22 protein-coding genes are annotated in these 20574 nt (G+C 69.5%); 5 read left to right on the top strand and 17 right to left on the bottom strand.

Translation table 11 applies throughout. The annotated features are described in order from the left end of the window. Positions 1–192 precede the first annotated feature (192 nt). The 10 genes from pheT to infC form a co-directional block, all read right to left on the bottom strand. Positions 193–2715, bottom strand: coding sequence for a phenylalanine--tRNA ligase subunit beta (pheT, locus tag AC3WLZ_RS05585; RefSeq protein ID WP_492469363.1), 2523 nt, complete (start codon positions 2713–2715; stop codon positions 193–195). Then, positions 2715–3755, bottom strand: a complete 1041-nt coding sequence (gene pheS, locus AC3WLZ_RS05580; RefSeq protein ID WP_492469362.1) for a phenylalanine--tRNA ligase subunit alpha — start codon at positions 3753–3755, stop codon at positions 2715–2717. The genes pheT and pheS overlap by 1 nt, the downstream gene beginning before the upstream one ends. A 63-nt stretch (positions 3756–3818) precedes the next feature. Further along, complete coding sequence (locus AC3WLZ_RS05575; protein WP_412924095.1) at positions 3819–4736, bottom strand: amino acid ABC transporter permease; 918 nt, start codon at positions 4734–4736, stop codon at positions 3819–3821. Next, entirely contained in the window at positions 4733–5383 is a 651-nt protein-coding gene (locus AC3WLZ_RS05570; RefSeq protein WP_412924094.1) for an amino acid ABC transporter permease, read from the bottom strand. Before AC3WLZ_RS05570 ends, AC3WLZ_RS05575 begins: the two co-directional genes overlap by 4 nt. 77 nt (positions 5384–5460) lie before the next feature. Beyond that, entirely contained in the window at positions 5461–6381 is a 921-nt protein-coding gene (locus AC3WLZ_RS05565) for a glutamate ABC transporter substrate-binding protein (protein WP_412924093.1), read from the bottom strand. Between the two features lie 104 nt (positions 6382–6485). Continuing rightward, the gene (locus AC3WLZ_RS05560; protein ID WP_412924092.1) at positions 6486–7247 is read right to left on the bottom strand and encodes an amino acid ABC transporter ATP-binding protein; all 762 of its coding nucleotides are present in this window, start codon (positions 7245–7247) and stop codon (positions 6486–6488) included. A gap of 74 nt (positions 7248–7321) precedes the next feature. After that, on the bottom strand, positions 7322–8119 hold the full coding sequence (locus AC3WLZ_RS05555; RefSeq protein WP_412924091.1) for a TrmH family RNA methyltransferase: 798 nt from the start codon (positions 8117–8119) through the stop codon (positions 7322–7324). A gap of 98 nt (positions 8120–8217) precedes the next feature. Beyond that, positions 8218–8601, bottom strand: a complete 384-nt coding sequence (rplT, locus tag AC3WLZ_RS05550) for a 50S ribosomal protein L20 (RefSeq protein WP_063257942.1) — start codon at positions 8599–8601, stop codon at positions 8218–8220. 29 nt (positions 8602–8630) lie between these two features. Further along, positions 8631–8825 carry a 50S ribosomal protein L35 gene (gene rpmI / locus AC3WLZ_RS05545; RefSeq protein ID WP_005048908.1) on the bottom strand — a complete coding sequence of 65 codons (195 nt, stop codon included), beginning with the start codon at positions 8823–8825 and terminating at the stop codon, positions 8631–8633. Between the two features lie 47 nt (positions 8826–8872). Next, positions 8873–9538: a translation initiation factor IF-3 gene (gene infC, locus AC3WLZ_RS05540; RefSeq protein ID WP_412926113.1), complete on the bottom strand. Its 666-nt coding sequence runs from the start codon at positions 9536–9538 to the stop codon at positions 8873–8875. Between the two features lie 205 nt (positions 9539–9743). Between infC and AC3WLZ_RS05535 the strand changes: the two genes are divergently transcribed. Next, a complete protein-coding gene (locus AC3WLZ_RS05535) occupies positions 9744–10148 on the top strand; it encodes a DUF1844 domain-containing protein (protein ID WP_412924090.1) in 405 nt (134 codons plus the stop codon). 45 nt (positions 10149–10193) lie between these two features. Here the strand turns inward: AC3WLZ_RS05535 and AC3WLZ_RS05530 are convergent, their stop codons facing one another. Continuing rightward, the gene (locus AC3WLZ_RS05530) at positions 10194–11468 is read right to left on the bottom strand and encodes a glycosyltransferase (RefSeq protein WP_492469359.1); all 1275 of its coding nucleotides are present in this window, start codon (positions 11466–11468) and stop codon (positions 10194–10196) included. A gap of 51 nt (positions 11469–11519) precedes the next feature. Here AC3WLZ_RS05530 and AC3WLZ_RS05525 point away from each other — a divergent pair, with 51 nt between their 5' ends. Then, a complete protein-coding gene (locus AC3WLZ_RS05525) occupies positions 11520–12170 on the top strand; it encodes a TetR/AcrR family transcriptional regulator (RefSeq protein ID WP_412924088.1) in 651 nt (216 codons plus the stop codon). Positions 12171–12182: 12 nt separating this feature from the next. Here the strand turns inward: AC3WLZ_RS05525 and AC3WLZ_RS05520 are convergent, their stop codons facing one another. The 6 genes from AC3WLZ_RS05520 to AC3WLZ_RS05495 are packed head-to-tail and all read right to left on the bottom strand — an operon-like array spanning position 12183 to position 16462. Further along, a complete protein-coding gene (locus AC3WLZ_RS05520) occupies positions 12183–12962 on the bottom strand; it encodes an SseB family protein (protein ID WP_492469357.1) in 780 nt (259 codons plus the stop codon). Next, a complete protein-coding gene (priA, locus tag AC3WLZ_RS05515) occupies positions 12946–13692 on the bottom strand; it encodes a bifunctional 1-(5-phosphoribosyl)-5-((5-phosphoribosylamino)methylideneamino)imidazole-4-carboxamide isomerase/phosphoribosylanthranilate isomerase PriA (RefSeq protein WP_492469355.1) in 747 nt (248 codons plus the stop codon). Before priA ends, AC3WLZ_RS05520 begins: the two co-directional genes overlap by 17 nt. A gap of 45 nt (positions 13693–13737) precedes the next feature. Next, complete coding sequence (gene hisH, locus AC3WLZ_RS05510; protein ID WP_412924086.1) at positions 13738–14385, bottom strand: imidazole glycerol phosphate synthase subunit HisH; 648 nt, start codon at positions 14383–14385, stop codon at positions 13738–13740. Continuing rightward, the gene (gene hisB, locus AC3WLZ_RS05505; RefSeq protein ID WP_412924085.1) at positions 14382–14996 is read right to left on the bottom strand and encodes an imidazoleglycerol-phosphate dehydratase HisB; all 615 of its coding nucleotides are present in this window, start codon (positions 14994–14996) and stop codon (positions 14382–14384) included. The genes hisH and hisB overlap by 4 nt, the downstream gene beginning before the upstream one ends. Continuing rightward, positions 14993–16087, bottom strand: a complete 1095-nt coding sequence (locus tag AC3WLZ_RS05500) for a histidinol-phosphate transaminase (protein WP_412924084.1) — start codon at positions 16085–16087, stop codon at positions 14993–14995. Before AC3WLZ_RS05500 ends, hisB begins: the two co-directional genes overlap by 4 nt. Before the next feature lie 24 nt (positions 16088–16111). Further along, positions 16112–16462, bottom strand: a complete 351-nt coding sequence (locus AC3WLZ_RS05495; RefSeq protein WP_412924083.1) for a LysM peptidoglycan-binding domain-containing protein — start codon at positions 16460–16462, stop codon at positions 16112–16114. 260 nt (positions 16463–16722) lie between these two features. On the opposite strand from AC3WLZ_RS05495, the gene lexA reads away from it, so the two are divergent. The 3 genes from lexA (at position 16723) to AC3WLZ_RS05480 (ending at position 20547) form a co-directional block, all read left to right on the top strand. After that, a complete protein-coding gene (gene lexA / locus AC3WLZ_RS05490; RefSeq protein ID WP_412924082.1) occupies positions 16723–17412 on the top strand; it encodes a transcriptional repressor LexA in 690 nt (229 codons plus the stop codon). Positions 17413–17532: 120 nt separating this feature from the next. Beyond that, positions 17533–18600 carry a hypothetical protein gene (locus AC3WLZ_RS05485; protein WP_492469354.1) on the top strand — a complete coding sequence of 356 codons (1068 nt, stop codon included), beginning with the start codon at positions 17533–17535 and terminating at the stop codon, positions 18598–18600. A gap of 60 nt (positions 18601–18660) precedes the next feature. Next, positions 18661–20547, top strand: coding sequence for a S9 family peptidase (locus AC3WLZ_RS05480; RefSeq protein WP_492469353.1), 1887 nt, complete (start codon positions 18661–18663; stop codon positions 20545–20547). The last annotated feature ends 27 nt before the right edge of the window (positions 20548–20574 follow it).

Here is a 20574-nt window from a genome sequence, read left to right as displayed (position 1 = left end):
GCAAATCCGCCTCCCGCGACCGCGCCCACCGGAGAACGAAACGCGCCACAGAGACTTCTTTCAGCTTGTCCCCCATTTGGGGGACAAAGTAGGGGTATGCTCAAGGCACCTGCCCTCATCGCCGACCACTTCCGACTGCCCCCTCGTCGGCGATGAGGGCAGGCACGTTTCCCGGCGCCGGCCCGATCTCGATCAGGCGCCCGTGTCACCGTCGCGGATCACCGCGCCGAACCGCTCGGCCGCGAGCGCAACGCCGGCCAGCTTGGCATCCGTCGCCTCAGCGGCCGTGAGCGTCCGGTCGTCCGCGCGGAAACGCAACGCATAGGTGAGACTCTTCATCCCCGGTGCGATCCCCGTGCCGCGGTAGTCGTCGACGAGTCGCACGCCCTCGATGAGCGGCGCGCCACCCTCCATCAGCGCCGAGCGCACGTCGCCCGCCGCCACGTCCACCGGTACGACCACGGAAACGTCCTGCGTTGCCGCCGGGAACCCGGACAGGGATGCCGCGACCACCCGCGCCTGCGCTCGCTCGAGCAGAGTGTCGAGGTCGAGCTCGGCCACGAGCACGCGACCGGGAAGATCCGCCCCGGCGGCCACCGCGGGGAGGAGCTCACCGACGTAGCCCACGTCCACGCCCGCGACGAGGACGCGCGCCGTCCGCCCCGGGTGCAACGCCGCACGCTGCGCCTGAATGAGCTCGATGTCGACACCGGCCGCGCCCGCCAACACCCTCACCGCGTCCACGACGTCGGCGAGATCGGCAGCGACCGCCTCCTGTCCGGGCTGCTTGGCCACGAGATGCCCCGTGAGCAGCACCGCGACATGGCGACGCTGCGGCGGGATGGAGGCATCCAGCGCGGTCAGCGTCGCCGCGTCGGGGCGCACCGCGAGAGGCGGCACGGACGCGGTGCCGTACTGAACGCCCGGCTTCGGAAGGAACACCGTGCCGGTTTCGAACAGCGCGAGGTCGACGATGCCGCGCGACGAGTTCCGGTGCGCGACCTGCAGCAGGCCCGGGACCAGCGACCGACGCAGGAAAGGGGCCAGCCCGTCGAGCGGGTTGGCGAGCTTCACGCTCGGGAGCGACTCCCCCGAGGGCGAACCGTGCAGATCGTTCTGCTCCGCGGTCGTGAAGGGGAAGGAAGGCGTTTCGACCAGGCCCGCCGCCGCCAGGGCGTTGGCGACGCGACGACGCCCCTGCTGCGCCGACGTGAGTCCGCGGCCGGACGGAGGAGTCGGGAGCACCGAGGGAATGCGGTGGTACCCCTCGATGCGGGCCACCTCCTCCGCAAGCGTCCACTTGTCGGTGAGGTCGGGACGCCACGACGGCGGCACGACGATCCACCCGTTCTCGCGGCGTTCGACGGTGCAGCCGATGAGCCGCAACGCGCCCTCGGTCTCTTCGTCGGTGTAATCCACGCCGATGAGGCCCGGGACGAATCCGCCGGGGAGGGGGATTCCCTCGATATGAACCTCGGCGAAGAGCGCTCCCCCGACGCTCGTGTCGAGGGTGCCACCGGCGTATTCGACCATGAGGTCGGCGACGCGACGAGCCGCGACGAACGGGATGTTCGGGTCGACGCCGCGCTCGAATCGACGCGAGGCCTCGGAGGGGAGCTTGTGGCGGCGGGCCGTGCGGGCTATCGAGACGGTGTCGAAGATCGCCGCCTCGATGAGGACGTTGCGGGTGGCGTCCGTCATCTCGGTCGTGCCGCCGCCCATCACACCGGCCAGACCGATCGGCCCGGACTCGTCGGTGATCAGCAGGTCTTCGGCATCCAGCGCGCGAACCTTGCCGTCGAGCGTCTCGAGCCTCTCTCCCGGCAGCGCGCGCCGCACGGTGATGCCGCCCTGCAGCCGGTCGAGGTCGTAACCGTGGATGGGCTCGCCCAGCTCGAGCATCACGTAGTTCGTGATGTCGATGAGGATGCCGAGGGAACGGATGCCGGCGAGAGTCAGTCGCGCGATCATCCACGCCGGCGTCGGCTTGGTCGGATCGACCCCGCGGACGACACGTGCGACGAACTCCGTCGCCCCGACGCGGCCGCGAATGGGCGCCTGGTCATCGACCGTGATCGGGAAACCGGCACCCGGGTCGAGGTCGCCCCATGCCCGCTCGGCGGGATCACGGAACGTCGCGCCCGTCGCGTGCGAGTATTCGCGTGCGACACCGCGCAACGAGAGGGCGTAGCCGCGGTCAGGGGTGACGTTGATCTCGACGGCGACATCGTCGAGACCGAGCAGGGCGATCGCGTCGGTGCCCACCGGCGCATCGATCCCGAGGTCGATCAGACGAAGGATGCCGTTGTGCTCGTCGCCGAGGCCCAGCTCGCGGGCCGACGCGATCATGCCGTCGGACACGTGGCCGTACGTCTTCCGTGCGGCGATGGGGAAAGGCCCGGGCAGCACGGCACCCGGGAGCGTCACCACGACCTTGTCGCCCTCGAAGAAGTTGCCCGCGCCGCACACGATGCCGCGGACGCCGCCGTGCTCCTCGCCGACGTCGACCTGGCACCACCGGATCGTCTTTCCGTTGGACTGCGGCTCGGGCGTGAACTCCTTCACTTGACCGACCACGATGGGACCGCCGAGCTCGAAGCGGTGCACGGCTTCTTCCTCGAAGCCGACGGACACCAGGGATGCCAGGACGTCATCCGGCGTGGCATCCGCGGGCACGTCGACGTACTCGCGCAACCAGGAGAGCGGGACGCGCATCAGACCACCATTCCGAACTGCTCGCTGAAGCGGACATCGCCCTCGGCCATGTCGCGCATGTCTTGCACGTCGCTGCGGAACATGAGCGTGCGCTCAATGCCCATGCCGAAAGCGAAGCCCGAGTACTCCTCGGGGTCGATGCCCGCGGCACGCAGGACGTTGGGGTTCACCATCCCGCAGCCACCCCACTCGATCCAGCGCGCCCCGCCCTTGAAGGTGGGATGCCACAGGTCGAGCTCGGCGCTCGGCTCGGTGAACGGGAAGAAGTTGGCGCGGAACCGCGTCTTGGCCTCGGGGCCGAACAGTACGCGCGCGGCGTGGTCGAGCGTGCCCTTGAGGTGGGCCATCGTGATGCCCTTGTCGACGACGAGGCCTTCGAACTGCGTGAAGACGGGCAGGTGGGTCGCGTCGAACTCGTCGGTGCGGTACACCCGGCCGGGGCACAGGACGTAGATCGGGAGGTCGCGCTCGAGCATCGAGCGCACCTGCACGGGGCTCGTGTGCGTGCGCATCACGAGGTGGCGGGCGACCGGGTCGACGAAGAACGTGTCCTGCATCTGCCGCGCCGGGTGGTCGACGTCGAAGTTGAGAGCGTCGAAGTTGAACCACTCGTGCTCGAGCTCGGGCCCCTCGGCGATCTCCCACCCCATGCCGACGAAGATGTCGGACACCTGCTCCTGCAGGAGCGAGATGGGATGCCGGGCACCGACGCGTGCGCGCTGCGGGAGGGCGGTGACATCAACGCGCTCCGCCTCCAGTCGCGCGGCGGTCTCGGCCTCGGCGAGCTCGCCCTCGCGGGCGGTGAACGCCTGGTTCACTCGGCCGCGGGCCTGACCGACGAGCTTGCCGAACTCGGCCTTGTTCTCGGGGGCGACGTTGCGCAGCTGGGCGTTGAGTCGCGAGAGCGGCGACTGCTCGCCGGCGTGCGCGGACCGCGCGGCCTTCAGGTCGGCTGTGGTCGCGGCGGCGGTGACGGCCGCAAGTGCGGCGTCGACGGCGGAGGCGACGGCCTCGGGGGTGATCTCGGGTGCGTCAGACACGAGAACCGAGTCTACCGACGGGCGGGGACACTCCCCCGCCCGACGGTCGAGTCCGGCCATGCGTCAGGCGGTCGAACCGGGGTCGTTCTTGCCGGAGCCGCGCTGAGCGACGATCAGTTCGGTGTCGGTGCCGGTCTGCCCCGGAGCCTCGGCCCCGGCCACCCGACCGGCCTTCGGCGATCGGCGCAGACCCAGCTCCACGCGGTGGGCGGCATACGACAGCGCGAGGCACATCGCGACATAGATGACGCTGGCCACCATGGCGGCGGGGATGAGCGGCGAGCCGTACTCGCCGTTGGACCCGAGCTGGCGGGCGAAGTACAGCAACTCGGGGTAGGTGATGATGAAGCCGAGGGCGGTGTCCTTCAGGGTCACGACGAGCTGCGCGATGATCACCGGCAGCATCGCCCGGATCGCCTGCGGCAGCAGGATGAGGCGCATCACGCCCGCTTTGCGCAGACCGATGGCGTATCCGGCTTCGCTCTGACCGCGGGGCAGGGACTCGACACCGGCACGGATCACCTCGGACAGCACGGAGCCGTTGTAAGCGATGAGCGCGATCACGACCGCCCAGTACGGCGAGAGCCGGATGCCGATGACCGGCATGCCGTAATAGAGCAGCAGCATGAAGACGAGCACCGGGACCGCGCGCAGGAGCTCGACGATCCAGCCGACGGGCACACGCACCCAGGCGTGGTCGGACATGCGACCGATCGCCAGCACGAACCCGAGGACCAACGCGCCGACCGCGGCCGCGGCGAACGCGGCCAGGGTCGCCAGAGTGGCCTCGCCGAAGCGTGCCCAGATCGCGGTGTAGGTGAAGACGTTCCACTTCGTCGCCGAGAACTGGCCGGTGTCGGCGAAGCGCCACACGACGAAGCCGATGAGCGCCGCGACCACGACGAGGGTCACGATGCCGAGCAGGCGGTTTCGCATCCGGGCCCGGGGCCCGGGGAGGTCGTACAGAACGGAGGAGCTCATCGGGCGACCTTCCACTTCTTCTCGGCGGCACGCTGCAGGGCCGAGAGCACGAACACGAGAAGGACGAAGATCACCATGACGAGAACGATCGTCACGAGCTGATTCTCACCGTTCTCGCTCATGTTGGCCCGGATGTTCCCGAGGTTCACCACGGAGAAGCCGGACGCGACGGTGGTGTTCTTCAGCAGGGCGATGAAGACGCTCACCATCGGCGGGATGACCGCGCGCGTCGCCTGCGGAAGGACGACCAGCGTCATGACCTGACCGAAGCTCAGCCCGAGGGCCCGCGCCGCCTCCGCCTGTCCGACGGGCACGGTGTTGATGCCCGACCGGATCGTCTCAGCCACGTAGGTCGCGGTGTAGATCCCGATCCCGCAGACGGCCAGAGCGAGGAAGCTTCCGCGAGGCACGTCCACGAGGAGCGGCACGCAGAACGCGAAGAAGAACAGCACCAGCGTCAGCGGGGTGTTACGGATCCAGTTGACGTAGACGGCACCCACCGCCCGCGCGATCGGGATGGGTGAGACGCGCATCGCCGCCACGATGAAGCCCAGCACGATGGCGATCAGGCCACCGCCGACGAAGAGCACGACGGTTCCCCACAGGGCCTGCACCCACAGGTCGGGGTACTCGAAGATCTGATTCACCGCTTGCTTCCCGTCCTACTCGTCAACAGCGAGGGCAACGGTGCGGGCGGCGTTCGCGCGCCGCCCGCACCGTTCGCTCAACCGGCGGCGTCGACCGCGGGCTGCGTGCCCTCGACGCCGGACGCGCCGAGGTTCTTCTCGAAGATCGCCTGCCAGGTCGTCCCGCCGTCAGTGAACAGCGTGTTCACGAACTCCTGGAAAGCGGTGTCGCCCTTGGCGAGGCCGACGCCGTAGCGCTCCTCGCTGAAGGGCTCGCCCGCGATCTTGAGGTTGTCGGGGTCCTGCGCGGCGTAGCCGAGGAGGATCGCCTCGTCGGTGGTGACGGCATCCACCTCGCCGTTCTTGAGCTTCTCGACGCACTGCGAGTACGTGTCGAACTCGACGACCTGGGCGGGGGTCTGTTCGCGGATGCGCTGGATCGGGGTGGATCCGGTGACCGAGCACACGGTCGTCTCGGCGGTCAGCGAGTCTTTACCGGTGATCGTGTCGTTGTCGGCGGCGACGAGCAGGCCCTGACCGGTGAGGAAGTACGGACCCGCGAAGGAGATCTGCTCCTTGCGCTTGTCGGTGATCGAGTACGTGCCGACGTAGTAATCGATGTCGCCGTTGATGAGCGCCTGCTCGCGGTTGGCCGAGGCGATCGCCTTGTACTCCACCTTGGACTCATCGGCCGGGTCGTAGCCGAGCGACGCCGCGATCCAGCGGGCGATGTCGACGTCGAAGCCCTTGCGCTCGCCCGTGACCGGGTCGAGGTACCCGAGGCCGGGCTGGTCTTCCTTGACGCCGATGACGACCTTGCCGGCCGAGCTGATGTTCTCGAACGTCGTGCTGCCGTCGATGGTGACGTCGGTGGCGACCTCGCCCCAGACGGGCGCGTCGCTCGCCCCGTCACCGGAACCGGCGTCGGGCGATCCGGGAGTACCGCTGTTGCAGGCGGTGAGGGCGAGCAGGCCGGCGGCCACGATGCCGGCGCTCGTGAGCAGTCGAGTTCTACGCATGTGATGTCTCCTTGGTTACGTGTGCTGTGCGGAGGGGATACGGGGGAATGGCACGGGTGGCCGGAGTCGGTGCGGGCAGCGGAACGACGGTGTTCCGCGCCTGATCAATGGGTGATGAGCTTCGAGAGGAAGTCCTTCGCGCGATCGGATTCGGGACGGGTGAAGAACTGCTCCGGGGCGGCTTGCTCGACGATCTGACCGTCGGCCATGAACACCACCCGGTTCGCGGCTTTGCGGGCGAAGCCCATCTCGTGGGTGACGACGATCATCGTCATGCCGTCCTTCGCGAGCCCGACCATCACATCGAGGACCTCGTTGATCATCTCGGGGTCGAGGGCGGAGGTCGGCTCGTCGAAGAGCATGACCTTGGGCTTCATCGCGAGAGCACGGGCGATCGCGACTCGCTGCTGCTGGCCGCCCGAGAGCTGCGCCGGCAGCTTGTCGGCCTGGTGGCCGACGCCCACGCGTTCCAGAAGCGCACGCGCCTCCTTCTCGGCATCCGCCTTCTTCAGCTTGCGGACCTTGATCGGCCCGAGCGTGACGTTCTCGAGGATCGTGAGGTGCGCGAACAGGTTGAACGACTGGAAGACCATGCCCACGTCCGCCCGGAGCTTCGCCAGCCCCTTCCCCTCTTCGGGCAGCGCCGCGCCGTCGATCGTGATCGTGCCGCTCGTGATGGTCTCGAGTCGGTTGATGGTGCGACACAGGGTCGACTTGCCCGACCCCGAGGGGCCGATGACGACGACCACCTCGCCGCGGTCGACCGTGAGATCGATGTCCTTGAGCGCTTGGAATTGGCCGTAGTGCTTCTGCACGTCGGAGAGGACGACAAGGGGCTCAGGGCCCGCCGGGGGAACGGATGCCATTCCCCCACCCTATGAGACTGCCCGGAATGCGACCAGCTCGCTACGGACGCCTTAACCGTTCCGTAACAGCGGAATCACCCCGCGCGTTGCGCGAAAGCCGTCTCGTACAGGCAGACGCTGGCGGCGGTCGCGAGGTTCAACGACTCCGCCCGCCCGTAGATGGGGAGGCGCAGCGACTGGTCGGCATGGGCGAGCGCGGCATCGTCGAGACCGCGGGCTTCGTTCCCGAAGAGCCACGCGGTGGGCTGGCTGAGGAGACCTCGGGATGCCACGAAGTCGTCGCCCCCGACATCGGCGGCCACGACGCGCAGGCCCGCCTCGTGCACCCGCTCCACGACGTCGGCGAGCTCGAGATCGACCGCGACCGGAAGGTGGAACAGTGACCCCGTGGTCGAACGCACGACCTTCGGGTTGTACAGGTCGACGGTGCGACCCGTGAGGATGACGGCATCCGCCCCCGCCGCATCCGCGGCGCGGATGATCGTGCCGAGATTCCCCGGGTCGCGCACCTCTTCGCAGATCGCGAGCAGGCGGGGATCGGCGGCCAGGACGTCCTTCAGCGCGGTAGGAGACTGTCGGGCCACCGCGACGATGCCCTGCGGCGTTACGGTGTCGGCCATGGCATCCAGGACCGCCTCGGTCGTGTACTGCAGGTCGACGCCGGCGTCGATGGCGGCATCCCGCACGTCCGTGTGCTTCTCGAGCGCGGTCGGCGTGGCGTAGAGCTCGATCACCGTCTCGGGTGCCCAGGCCAAGGCCTCACGTGCGGCCTGCGGACCCTCGAGCAGGAACAGACCTGTTTCCTGCCGGGCGGCGCGCTTGCTCAGCTTGGCCACGGCGCGCACCCGCGGCGAACGGGGGTTCTCCAGCACGCCCCCAGTGTATGACGCCACCGGCATGCGACCCGGGAACCAGGGAGAAACGCCGAACGGGCGCCCTCCGGAGAGGACGCCCGTTCGTGGAACCGGTGTTACGCGGTCTTGGCGGCGTTGACGTCGCTGGGCAGCGCAGCCTTCGCCGTGGCGACGAGCGACGCGAACACGGCGGGCTCGTTCACCGCGAGCTCGGCGAGCATGCGACGGTCGACCTGCACACCCGCGAGGCCGAGGCCCTGGATGAAGCGGTTGTACGTGAGGCCGTTCTGGCGGCTCGCGGCGTTGATGCGCTGGATCCACAGACGACGGAAGTCGCCCTTGCGCTTGCGACGGTCGCGGTACGCGTAGACGAGCGAGTGGGTGACCTGCTCCTTCGCCTTGCGGTACAGGCGCGAACGCTGACCCCGGTAACCGGAGGCGCGCTCGAGGATGACGCGACGCTTCTTGTGGGCGTTGACGGCCCGCTTGACTCTAGCCATGATTAATCTTCCTTAAATCTCGCGGACGCTCAGATACCGAGCAGCTTCTTGGCGACCTTGGCGTCACCCGGCGCGAGGATCTTGTCCGCCGACAGACGACGGGTGCGCTTGGTGGGCTTGCCCTCGAAGTTGTGGCGGAGGTTCGCCTGCTGCTTCTTGATCTTTCCGCTGCCGGTGACCTTGAAGCGCTTCTTGGCACCCGAGTGGGTCTTCTGCTTCGGCATGTCTCTTCCTTCGTTGTGGTTCCCGCCGGGCGGGAGTTCGGGGGGCCTTACTCGGCCGGTGCCGAGGTGGGCTGTTCCGCGGAGGCCGAGTCACCGCGGGCGGCGCTACGGGCCGCTTCACGGTTGGCCGCACGCTGTGCGTTCTGCTCGGTCTTGACCTCGGACTTGTTCTTGTGCGGCGCGACCACCATCACCATGTTGCGGCCGTCGATCGTGGGGTTCGACTCGACCGTGCCGAACTCGGCGACGTCCTCGGCGAACTTACGGAGCAGGCGCACACCTTGCTCGGGACGGGACTGCTCACGACCGCGGAACAGGATCATCGCCTTGACCTTGTCGCCCGCCTGGAGGAAGCCCTCGGCGCGCTTGAGCTTGGTGATGTAATCGTGCGCCTCGATCTTCAGACGGAAGCGGACCTCCTTGAGGACCGTGTTCGCCTGGTTGCGACGCGCTTCCTTGGCCTTCTGTGCAGCCTCGTACTTGAACTTGCCGTAGTCCATGATCTTGACCACGGGCGGCCTCGAGTTCGGCGCGACCTCGACCAGGTCGAGGTCCGCTTCCTGGGCCAGACGTAGCGCAGCTTCGATGCGGACGATGCCGACCTGCTCGCCGTTGGGTCCGACGAGGCGGACTTCCGGGACTCGGATGCGCTCGTTGGTGCGGGGATCGCTGATGCGGAACTCCTCTTGTCTGCGGATGACGGCCGCCGCGATCCTGGTGGACCACGGGCGAAGAGGAGTACACGCCACCCGGCTCGGTGCGGTGAGCACCGGCTTCTGCACCCGAGCGACCCCGTGCGGGACGGAGCGGAGTGCGGGAACCCGGTAGCCTGGAGCGGCAAGCGCGGGTGGGATGTGATCCTCTTTCGTACGGAGCAGAACGCTCCGAAGCCCGCCACAGTCTAGCAGAGAGAACCACGTGGACACGATTCCCCCCGACGACAGCCGCGCCGCCTCGGATGCCGAGCGTCTCGCACGGTGGGAGGAGCAGGAGCGCGTCTCCGCCTCCGCCTCCCGCGACATCGCCGACGTGCCCGCCGTCGAGGTCATCACCACGACCGCCGTGCACCTCATGAGTGCTGCCGCGGTGAAGGTCGGCCTCGCCGACGACCCGCAGCAGCAGCTCGACCTCGACGAGGCCCGCAAGCTCATCAACGCCCTCGCCGGACTCATCACCGCGGGGGCGCCCGAGATCAGCGACATGCACGCGCGCTCGCTGCGCGACGGCCTCCGCTCCCTGCAGCTCGCCTTCCGCGAGGCATCCCTGATCCCCGATCCGATCGGCAAGGGACCGGGCGAGAAGTGGACGGGTCCCGTCAACTAGATCGATCGGTCCCGACGCAACGGGGTCCGGCCGCGAGGCGAGACGTCAGGGTACGCGGGCGTCGAGGAGGTGGCGGGTGATCTCCGCCAGCGCGTCGTGGCGCGCGGCATCCGAGGCGATCCTTCCGGCCGCCGAACGGTATGACCGGTCGGCGAGAACGGTGTCCACGGCGTGGGCGACGACCTCCGACCTCGGGCTGCCGGTCCGCAGATCGACGCCGGCGCCGGTCCACGCGATGCGCGCAGCAACCTCGGGCTTATCCTCGGTGTCGCCCGCCACGACCACCGGAACCCCGGCCGCGACAGCCGCCTGCACTCCCCCGAACCCGCCGTTGGTGACGAAGACGTCCGTCCGCGGGAGCAGAGCGTCGTAAGGGAGATAGCTCGCCGCTCGGGCATTGGGCGGAAGCGGGCCGAGATCTTCGACGGCGCGCCCACCCGCGCTGACGACGACGGTGACGGGGCGGTCTGCCAGCCCGGCCAGCGTCGGCCGGACGAGGCGCCCGAAGTCGTGGTTGTCGATCGTGCCCTGGGTGACATGGATGATCGGCGTCGCCCCATCGAGGTCTCCCCACCACGTCGGCAAGGGCGCGCCGGAACTCGCCTGCGGCAGCACGCCGACGAAGTGCGTGTTCGCGTCGAGGTCGGGGCGCGGGTAGTCCAGGCTGGCGGGCCCCGTCTGGAGGAACCGATCGAAGCGCCGCGACAGGTCCATGACGAATCCGTGCGGACGCGTGCCGCAGGCGGCGAGCGCGCGCTCTGCGGCACGCTGGGTCGCGCGGAAGACGACGCGGCGCGCGACGAGACCGAGCGCTGCGTACCGGGCGCGGTCGCCCGCTCCGCGCGCCGGGGGGAGTGCCATGCCGTAAGGACCCAGCGCGCGCGACGACTGCGAGAGGGGGGTGACACCGAGGGCGAGCACCGGAGGGCGGATGCCGGCGCGGTCCAAGACCGGCAAGATACCCCCGAAGGCCCCGTCCACCAGGACCGCGTCCGGCTGGATCGCGTCGATCGCGGCATCCACGGCCGCGTACTGGTCCGGGATGGTGTCGACGAAGATCGTGCGGATGTCGTATTGCGCCTGTCGCACCCCGGAGTACTTCGCTCGATCGGGAAGGTGGAGGTCGGGGCGGCGGTCGTCGTAGTCGGCCGCTCCGCCGAGCGCACGGAAGTCGGCGCCGGCGCTCTCGACTCGATCGCGGAAACGGGTGCCGGTGAGCATCGTCACCGCGTGCCCGTGGCGCACCAGGTGCCCCGCAACCTGCAGCATCGGGCCCACGTGCCCGTGAATGGGGTTGGACGCCAGGAGAACGGTCACCATGGGCGGCTCCATTTCGTTAGATTGAGACTCTAACGATAGTGGGAGGATGCCATGTCCCCGCGACCCTATTCGTCGCCAGCCCGGCAGGCGGACGCCCAGCGCACACGAACGGCCATACTCGACGCCGCCGCTGACCTGTTCTCCCGGCGCGGCTACACGAGGACCACGATGAAGGACATCGCGGCGGAGGCGGGGGTCTCGGTCCAGTCGGTCCACCTCGCCGGTTCCAAGGCGACGCTGCTGGTCGCCGCCTTCGAGCGGACCTTCGCGGGCGACGAGGGTCCGCACAGCCTGTCGGAACGTCCCGCGATGGCCGAGATCATGTCGCGGCCGGACGCCCGGGACGCCATGCGCGGATGGCTCGACTACGTCGCACATGCCAACCGGGCCACCGCCGGCCTCGTCCGGGCGATGGCCGTGGCCGCGGAGACGGACGAACTCGCCGCGGCATCCATCGCCGACCTCGACGCGCGTCGGCGCGCGGACCTCGGCTTGGCCGCCCGGTGGTTGAGTGAACGCGGGATGCTCGAGCCCGAGGAACGGGAGCAGGCCACGGATGAACTGAACCATCTCGTGGGCCCCGAGACCTATGCGTTCTTCGTGACGAAGTCCGGGTGGACGGACGCTCGCTACCGTCGCTGGCTCGACACGGCGCTACAGCGGGTTTTGGCGCGCGACCCTCGGAACGCCGCGAAGGCGTGAGACCCGCGCGGGTCAGATGTCGGTGGGACGGTGGAGCTTCACCGTCAGGGAATCGACCAGGACCGCTATCCGGTCGTCGGCTGCCCAGCGTCGCGCCAGCCGGGCGAGGACGGCATCCAATTCGTCCTGGGCAAGGCCAGCCATGAGGCGTAGATGGACGACGAGTTCGGCACCGCGCAGACGGCCCGTCGGATCCCCGGGCTCTACCGCGAGATCCAGGACTGCCAGCTCGCCGGCGATGCTCTCCTGCAGACCCGTGAAGACGGCCGAGGACACGTGCGCGGGCTCCCACGGCTCCCCCTGGGCGATCGCCCACACGGCCGGGCGTCGCAGCACGAATTCGGTCTCGGACGCCGGGTCGATCACGATGAGTTCGGTGTCCTCCGACGCCGCCGCGAGGGCGGTGCGCCGACCGTCCGCGGGGACCGGGCGCGCTTTGGCATCCCACCGCTGCATCGCATCGACGGAACTGAACACGGGCAACACCTTGCGACCGTCGGGCGCGGCCACCGTCACGATCGACAGTTCCTGCGTCTTGTCGACCTCGAGGCCGTGCGGACCGACACCGTGGTCGCCCTTCTCGGCCACGAGCGGGATCAGCAGGCGCGCGCTGCGGTACGCCTCGACGACGGCACCGGCATCGCCCTCCCCCGCCGCGAACGCCTGCAGCGCGACGAGGAGTGCGGGATCCGCGGACCCGTCGTCGCCGGAGTGCGGGTTCGACTCGAACCGACGCCCCTCCCAGGGGACGCCCGCCGAATCGGCGCGATGATCTTCAGTGCCCGGCGACATCCAGCGCCTCGGCGAGGGTGAACTGGCCCGCGTAGAGGGCCTTGCCCACGATCGCCCCTTCCACGCCCAGCGGCACCAGCTCGCGAAGCGCGACGATGTCATCCAGGCTCGACACGCCGCCCGACGCCACGATCGGCTTGGGTGTGCGCTGGGTCAGTTCGCGCAGCAGTTCGAGGTTCGGACCGCGAAGCGTACCGTCCTTCGTCACGTCGGTGACCACGTAGCGGCTGCAGCCGGCGTCTTCCAGGCGCTCCAACACGGTCCACAGGTCGCCGCCGTCGCGGGTCCACCCGCGGGCGGCGAGGGTCGTGCCGCGCACGTCCAGCCCGACGGCGATCGCTTCGCCGTAGCGGTTGATGACGTCGGCGGCCCACTCGGGGTTCTCGAGCGCCGCGGTGCCGAGGTTGATGCGACTCGCGCCGCTCTCCAGAGCGGCCTCGAGCGAGCGATCGTCACGGATGCCGCCGGACAGCTCGACCTGCACGCCCTTGACCTGCTTGATGACCTTGCGTATCACCGCGGTGTTGTTGCCACGGCCGAAGGCCGCGTCGAGGTCGACGAGGTGGATCCACGCCGCCCCCTGACGCGCGAAGTCCAGCGCGGCATCCACGGGGTCGCCGTAGCTGGTCTCGGTGCCGGCCTCTCCCTGGGTCAGTCGGACGGCCTTACCGTCGGCGACATCGACCGCGGGCAGCAGGACAAGCTCGGGCGTGGACGCGAAATCGTTCATGGCTCCTCGTGCCGGCAGGCGCCTCTCGCCAGCCCGGGCACGAGGTCACACAGTAGTCGCGCGCAGCCCGTCGATCCAATTCGCGAGGAGCCGGATGCCGGCCTCCCCCGACTTCTCGGGGTGGAACTGCGTCGCGGCGAGCGGGCCGTTCTCGACCGCCGCGAGGAAGGGAGCGCCATACGTGCACCACGTGAGCACCGGTTCGGGGAACGGCGGGGTCACCTCGAGCGACCATTCCTGCGCGGCGTAGGAGTGCACGAAGTAGAACCGCTCGTCGGCGAGACCGTCGAACAGCCGCGAGCCCTCGCCCGCGGAGATCGTGTTCCAGCCCATGTGCGGAAGGACCGGCGCCGCGAGCTCGGAGACGGTTCCGGGCCACTCCCCCAGACCCTCCGTGTCGGTGCCCCGCTCGATGCCGCGGCCAAACATGACCTGCATGCCCACGCAGATACCGAGCACGGGGCGCCCTCCGGCGAGGCGGCGATCGATGATCTCTCCACCCCGGCTGGCGTTGAGCGCCCCCATGACGGCGCTGAAGGCACCCACGCCCGGAACGAGCAGGCCGTCCGCGTCGAGCAGCAGCGCGCGATCCGAGGTCAGCCGCGCGTCCGCACCCGCCTCGATGAGTGCCTTGACGGCGGAGTGGACGTTGCCCGAGCCGTAGTCGAGGACGGCGACGACAGGCTTGCTCACAGGGCGCCCTTCGTACTCGGGATGCCGTCGACGAGCGGGTCGAGTGTCTTCGCCTGGCGGAACGCGCGGGCGAGCGCCTTGTACTCCGCCTCGGCGATGTGGTGCGGGTCGCGCCCGCCCAGGACGCGCACGTGCACGGTGAGCGCCGCGTGGATCGAAATCGCTTCGAACGAGTGGCGCACGAGCGACCCGGTGAAGTGGCCGCCGATGAGGTGGTGCTCGAACCCCGCGGGCTCGCCCGTGTGCACCAGATACGGACGGCCGCTGATGTCGACCACCGCCTGCGCGAGTGCCTCGTCGAGCGGGACCAGTGCGTCGCCGTACCGGGCGATACCGGACTTGTCGCCCAGCGCCTGCCGGATGGCCTGACCGAGCACGATCGAGGTGTCCTCGACCGTGTGGTGCGCGTCGATGTGGGTGTCGCCCGTCGCCGTCACACGCAGATCGGTGAGCGAGTGCTTGGCGAAAGCGGTGAGCATGTGATCGAAGAACGGCACACTCGTTGAGATCTGGCTCGAGCCGGTTCCGTCGAGGTCGAGGGAGAGCTCAACCCGCGACTCGCTCGTCTCGCGGACGATCGTGGCGGTGCGGGGCGAGGCGGGGCCGGTCATGCTCGCGATCCTACCGAGGCGAGGGCGTCGAGGAACGCGGTGGTCTCGTCGGCCGTCCCGGCGGTCACGCGGAGGTGGTGGGCGATCCCCACGTCGCGGATGAGGACGCCGCGGTCGTACAGCGCCTTCCACATCGCGGCGGGGTCGTCGACTCCTCCGAAGAGCACGAAGTTGGTCCAGGACTCGTGCGCGACGTAGCCCAGGGCCGCCACGGTCGCCGAGATGCGGTCGCGCTGTGCAACGATCTCGTCGACCATCGACAGCATCGTGTCGGCGTGGGCGAGCGCCGCCGTCGCGGCGGCCTGCGTGAGAGCGCTCAAGTGGTACGGCAGACGCACGAGGCGGAGGGCGTCGATCAGGGCAGGATCGGCGGCCAGATACCCCACGCGAGCGCCCGCGAACGCGAACGCCTTGCTCATGGTCCGCGAGACCACGAGTCGCGGACGGCCGGGCAGAAGAGTCACGGCCGACGGCTCGTCGTGCGGCGCGAACTCCTGATAGGCCTCGTCGACGATGACGATCCCGTCGGTCACCGCGTAGACGGCCTCGATGACGTCGAGACCCAGCGGCGTACCGGTGGGGTTGTTGGGCGCGCAGAGGAACACGATGTCGGGGTTCTCGCGGACCACCTGCTCAGCGGCGAACGCCGGGCTCAACGTGAAGTCGTGCTCACGTTCCCCCGCGACCCATTCCGCACCGGTGGCGCGGGTGAGGATCGGGTACATCGAGTACGTCGGCGCGAAGCCCATCGCTCGGCGACCCGGGCCGCCGAACGCCTGCAGGACATGCTGAAGCACTTCGTTCGAGCCGTTGGCGGCCCAGATCTGCTCGCGTGTCAGCCCGTGCCCAAGGTAGTCGGCGAAAGCCTCACGGAGGGCGGTGAACTCACGATCGGGGTAGCGGTTCACGTCGCGCAACGCACGGGCGATGGCATCCAGGATGTCATCCGCCACCTCGGACGGCACCGGATGCGTGTTCTCGTTGACGTTGAGGGCGACGGGGAGCGCAGCCTGTGGTGCTCCATAGGGAGTCAGACCCCGCAGGTCGTCACGAAGAGGAAGGTCGTCGAGGCGAACGGTCACCTCACCCATCGTAGGCGGGTCCGCGCCCGACGATCACCGTCCAGACGCGTACGCGGTGGGGATCGCGATGCGCTGACCGGCGGCCACGGACCCGTTCTCGAGGGCGTTCAGTCGAGTGATCTCGGCAACCACGTCGCGGGGGTCGGAACCCGGGGCGACGTCTTCGGCGATGGACCACAGGGTCTCGCCGCTCATGACGGTGATCTCGGTGAAGGCACCGGCGGCAGCACCGGTCTCGTTCGAGGCCAGGGCCGCACCGCCTCCGACGACGGCGATGGCCAGCGCGACGATCACGGGAAGCGCGGCCAGGAAGGCGAACACGCGACGCCCGCGTGCGGTCAGACGCAGACGGGTGGTGGGGGTGGTGACGGCGATGCTGCTCATGATGTGCTCCTCGGTGGGGAGAGATTCGCACCCCGCCCTCGGCCGGGAGGGCGGTGGTGCGAATCTGTATTCCGAATCTATCTTCGATACTGTGAGGGTGTCAACACCGTGGTTCTCGGAGACCGATCGAACGCGACACGCGGAGCGCTCCGCGGTGATCGAGGGATCTACCGGATACGGTTTCGACGAGGAGACCTCACCACGGACCTCCGACATTCGAATTTCCGCCGCATCGACAGGGCGGCGCGAGGGGAGCACACATGACCGACGCGACGACCGCGGCCGGCCGAGAACGGCCGCAGACCCGGCGCCGGAAGAGCCTCAGCGACAAGCAGCTCGCCATCCTCGAGGTCATCCAGCGCTCGATCGCCCGGCACGGCTATCCGCCGAGCATGCGCGAGATCGGCGACGCCGTGGGGCTGAAGTCGCTCTCGAGCGTCACCCACCAGCTCAATCAGCTCGAGCTCAGCGGATACCTTCGCCGCGACCCCGGGAAGACGCGCGCGATGGAGGTGCTGATCGACCTGCCCGGCACCGCCGCCGAGAACCCCGCCGACACCGCGCCCGCCGTGGGCGACGCCGCCCTCGTCCCCCTCGTCGGTCGCATCGCCGCGGGCGTTCCCATCACCGCCGACCAGCAGGTGGAGGAGATCTTCCCCCTCCCCCGTCAGCTGGTGGGCAAGGGCGAGCTGTTCATGCTCAAGGTGTCCGGCGACTCGATGATCGACGCCGCGATCTGCGACGGAGACTGGGTCGTCGTGCGTGCGCAGTCGACCGCCGAGAACGGTGAGATCGTCGCCGCGATGCTCGACGGCGAGGCGACCGTCAAGACGTTCCGCCGCCGCGACGGTCACACGTGGCTTCTCCCTCGCAACTCCGCGTTCGAGCCGATCCTGGGCGATGAGGCCGTCGTGCTCGGCCGGATCGTGGCGGTGCTGCGCACGGTCTGACCCCACCTCAAGGTCCAGGAAGGCCGGATGCTCCGCTCGTCGCGGCGTCCGGCCTTCGCCGTCGGCGGGCGCGACGTCCCCTCCCCAGGCTGCCGCAGCGGCGTGGCCGACACCCCTACCATGACAGGACACCTCGAGAGAGCGGGCCCCGTGTCGTCGAACATCCCCACCGGACAACCGGCATCCCTCGAGCCCGACGGCGCGCCTGCCCCCGAGGCAGGCCCGGCGGAAGAGGCGGGCCCGGCGGAAGAGGCGGGCCCGGCGGAACAGGCCCGATCGACCCCGGTCAGGGAGACTCCGCGCCGACCGCGAACGAGCACCGTCGTCCTCAGCGTCCTCCTGTCGCTGGTCGTAGCCGCGGGCGGACTCGGCTTCATTTGGCTGTCCACCCAGCTGCAAGAGGCGCGCACGCAGATCGGCGATCAGCAGCGCCAGATCACCGACCAGCAGAGACAAATCGACGAGCAGGACGAGATGATCGAGCGGAAGGAGCAGTTCGGCGCCGCGATGGACGACCTGTACGCGACCGTCGAGCCCCTCGTCGGTCTTCCTTTCGCGACCCTCGTCCCGTGGTACCGCGCCGAGGATCTCGCTGACCGCGCATGGATCCATCGCCGGAATCCCGATTCCCTCGACGGGGACATCAGGGATCTCCGGGCCTTGACCTCGCAGATCTCGGCGCGCACAGCGGGGGTCGGCGACCAGGCCGGATCCAACGCCTCCGGCACAGCGTGGGAGGCCGCGCTCGACACGCTCGGACGCGGCTGGGTCCGCGCGGTCTTCGACGACGGCGGGACGCCGTGCGGATCGACGGCTCTGGCCTGCGTCTCCGGCGAGGATCCGTTCACCGTTCATGTGCGAGCGAGCACTCAGACGGACCCGACGATGACGGAGTGGATCCGCACCGGTGCCGCCTACCACGAGTACGCCCACGTGCTGCAGTTCACGAACCCCCAAGACACCGATGCGGCGCTCGCCACCTTCGACGGCGACGCCGAGACCATGGCGGACTGCTTCGCGCTGACGTTCCTGGATGGCTGGTCGCTGGACCACGAGGTCACGATCGACGACTCCTCGTACTACGAGGTCAGCGTCGGGTACGGGTACACCTGCAACGCGGACGAGCGCCAGGTCATCCGCGACTGGGTGGCGGGGTTGGGGATCGAACGCCAACCCGTCGGAGGCTGACCGGCCCGCGCGCGGGCGGCGACGGACGTCGTGTCCGAGGCGGTACATAGGGTGGATGCCATGCCCCAGACGCTTCCCTACGGATCCTGGCCCTCTCCCCTGACGCCCGAGGCGGTGGCGCAGGCGTCGCCCCGGTTGGACGGCGCGCGCTTCGTGGGCGACGACGTCTGGTGGGGAGAGTCCGTGCCGAGCGAGGGCGGCCGGGTCGCGGTGCGTCGGCGACGCGGTGGCGGGTCGAACGAGACGGTCCTGCCGGCCCCCGCGAACGCGCGTTCGTCCGTGCACGAGTACGGCGGCGGCGCCTGGACGGCCTCCGACGACGGCGAGCTGTACTACGTCGAGAAGTCCGACCAGCGCGTCTACGCCCTCACACCGGGCGGCGCACCGCGGGCACTGACCCGCGCCGACGGCGACGTGCGCCACGGCGGACTTTCGTGGCAACACGGCACCCTGCTGGCGGTCCGCGAGATCCACGGCGGCGGACGCGTGCCGGATCGCGCCATCGTGCGGATCCCCCTCGACGATTCCGACTCCGAGGTGCTGGCCGACGGCAGCGACTTCCTCGCCCACCCGGCGCTCTCCCCCAACGGCCAGCGCCTGTCCTGGATCGCGTGGAATCATCCCGACATGCCCTGGGATGCCACCATCCTCCGTGTCGCAGACCTCGTCACCGGTGAGGTGCGCGACCTCGCCTCGGGCGATCGGCGCGCGCCGTTGCAGCCGGTGTGGATCGGGGACGACGAGCTGCTCTACGCCGACGATCCGGACGGGCGCTGGAATCTGTTCCGTCGCGTTCTCGGGGGCGATCCCCAGCCGGTCGCACCGGCCGACGCCGACACCGGCGGGCCGGTGTGGGTTCTCGGAACCCGGTGGTTCGGCGCCACGTCGGATGGCCGCATCATCGCGGTACGCACGAACGGAGGCGACGAGATCGTCGAGATCGCACCGAGCGGCATCCGTCCCCTCGGCGTCCCGATCGTGGCGGGCGCCTCGATCGACGACGTGCGGGGCTCGCGAGCCCTGATCTCCGGCACTGACGCATCGGGCCTCTCGGCCCTCTGGTCGGTCGACCTCGACACCGGAGAAGCACAGGTCGTCACCGCCGGCGAGCACCCCGGGACCGAATGGATGCCGACGGCCCGCGCCCTCCGCACGGAGGGTCCGCACGGCCCGGTCCACGCCTTCGCGTACCCGCCGACGAATCCGGATGCGGTCGCGGCCGAGGGTGAGCGGCCGCCATACGTCGTGCTCGTGCATGGCGGGCCGACCTCGCACGTCGGTCCGGCGCCGTCGGCGAAGACGGCGTTCTTCACCAGTCGCGGTATCGGCGTCCTCGACGTCAACTACGGCGGTTCGACAGGGTATGGCCGCGCCTATCGAGAGCGGCTCCTGGGCCAATGGGGCGTCGTCGACGTGGACGACGTCGCCGCCGCTGCATCCGCACTCGCGACCGCCGGTCTCGCTGACGCCGAACGTCTTGCGATCGCGGGCGGATCCGCGGGTGGGTGGACCGTTCTCGCGGCGGTGACCAACACCGATGTCTTCTCCGCCGGCATCTCCCGCTACGGCGTCGGAGACGCGCGGGCCCTCGCCGAGGACACCCACGATTTCGAGGCCCGTTATCTCGACGGGCTCATCGGACCGCTCCCGGATGCCGAAGCCGTTTACGTCGAACGGTCACCGCTATCGCATCCCGAGCGCTTCCGGGTACCCCTGCTCATCCTGCAGGGTAGCGAAGACCGCGTCGTCCCGCCCTCGCAGGCCGAAGCCATCCGCGACGCGCTGGCCGCGCACGGGGTCGCCCACGCCTACGTGCTCTACGACGGCGAGGGCCACGGGTTCCGCCGGGCGGAGACGGTCGTCGACTCGCTGGAGCGCGAACTAGGGTTCCTCGGCGCCGTGTTCGGGTTCGAGAGCCCCGGCATCCCGCCGCTCACGCTCGACTGAGCCCCGACGGGGGCACGCGCAACGACG

Source organism: Microbacterium sp. FW305-3-2-15-F-LB2, from assembly GCF_058787255.1.
This window is presented reverse-complemented; position numbering and strand designations above follow the sequence as displayed.

Coding starts and splice junctions, on each gene's coding strand:
- hisB (WP_412924085.1), bottom strand. CDS start 14,996: ATGACCGGCCCCGCCTCGCCCCGCACCGCCACGATCGTCCGCGAGACG.
- AC3WLZ_RS05560 (WP_412924092.1), bottom strand. CDS start 7,247: ATGGCATCCGTTCCCCCGGCGGGCCCTGAGCCCCTTGTCGTCCTCTCC.
- rplT (WP_063257942.1), bottom strand. CDS start 8,601: ATGGCTAGAGTCAAGCGGGCCGTCAACGCCCACAAGAAGCGTCGCGTC.
- AC3WLZ_RS05525 (WP_412924088.1), top strand. CDS start 11,520: ATGTCCCCGCGACCCTATTCGTCGCCAGCCCGGCAGGCGGACGCCCAG.
- AC3WLZ_RS05485 (WP_492469354.1), top strand. CDS start 17,533: ATGACAGGACACCTCGAGAGAGCGGGCCCCGTGTCGTCGAACATCCCC.
- AC3WLZ_RS05495 (WP_412924083.1), bottom strand. CDS start 16,462: ATGAGCAGCATCGCCGTCACCACCCCCACCACCCGTCTGCGTCTGACC.
- AC3WLZ_RS05520 (WP_492469357.1), bottom strand. CDS start 12,962: ATGTCGCCGGGCACTGAAGATCATCGCGCCGATTCGGCGGGCGTCCCC.
- AC3WLZ_RS05575 (WP_412924095.1), bottom strand. CDS start 4,736: ATGAGCTCCTCCGTTCTGTACGACCTCCCCGGGCCCCGGGCCCGGATG.
- AC3WLZ_RS05480 (WP_492469353.1), top strand. CDS start 18,661: ATGCCCCAGACGCTTCCCTACGGATCCTGGCCCTCTCCCCTGACGCCC.
- AC3WLZ_RS05530 (WP_492469359.1), bottom strand. CDS start 11,468: ATGGTGACCGTTCTCCTGGCGTCCAACCCCATTCACGGGCACGTGGGC.
- AC3WLZ_RS05500 (WP_412924084.1), bottom strand. CDS start 16,087: ATGGGTGAGGTGACCGTTCGCCTCGACGACCTTCCTCTTCGTGACGAC.
- AC3WLZ_RS05565 (WP_412924093.1), bottom strand. CDS start 6,381: ATGCGTAGAACTCGACTGCTCACGAGCGCCGGCATCGTGGCCGCCGGC.
- priA (WP_492469355.1), bottom strand. CDS start 13,692: ATGAACGATTTCGCGTCCACGCCCGAGCTTGTCCTGCTGCCCGCGGTC.
- rpmI (WP_005048908.1), bottom strand. CDS start 8,825: ATGCCGAAGCAGAAGACCCACTCGGGTGCCAAGAAGCGCTTCAAGGTC.
- pheT (WP_492469363.1), bottom strand. CDS start 2,715: ATGCGCGTCCCGCTCTCCTGGTTGCGCGAGTACGTCGACGTGCCCGCG.
- lexA (WP_412924082.1), top strand. CDS start 16,723: ATGACCGACGCGACGACCGCGGCCGGCCGAGAACGGCCGCAGACCCGG.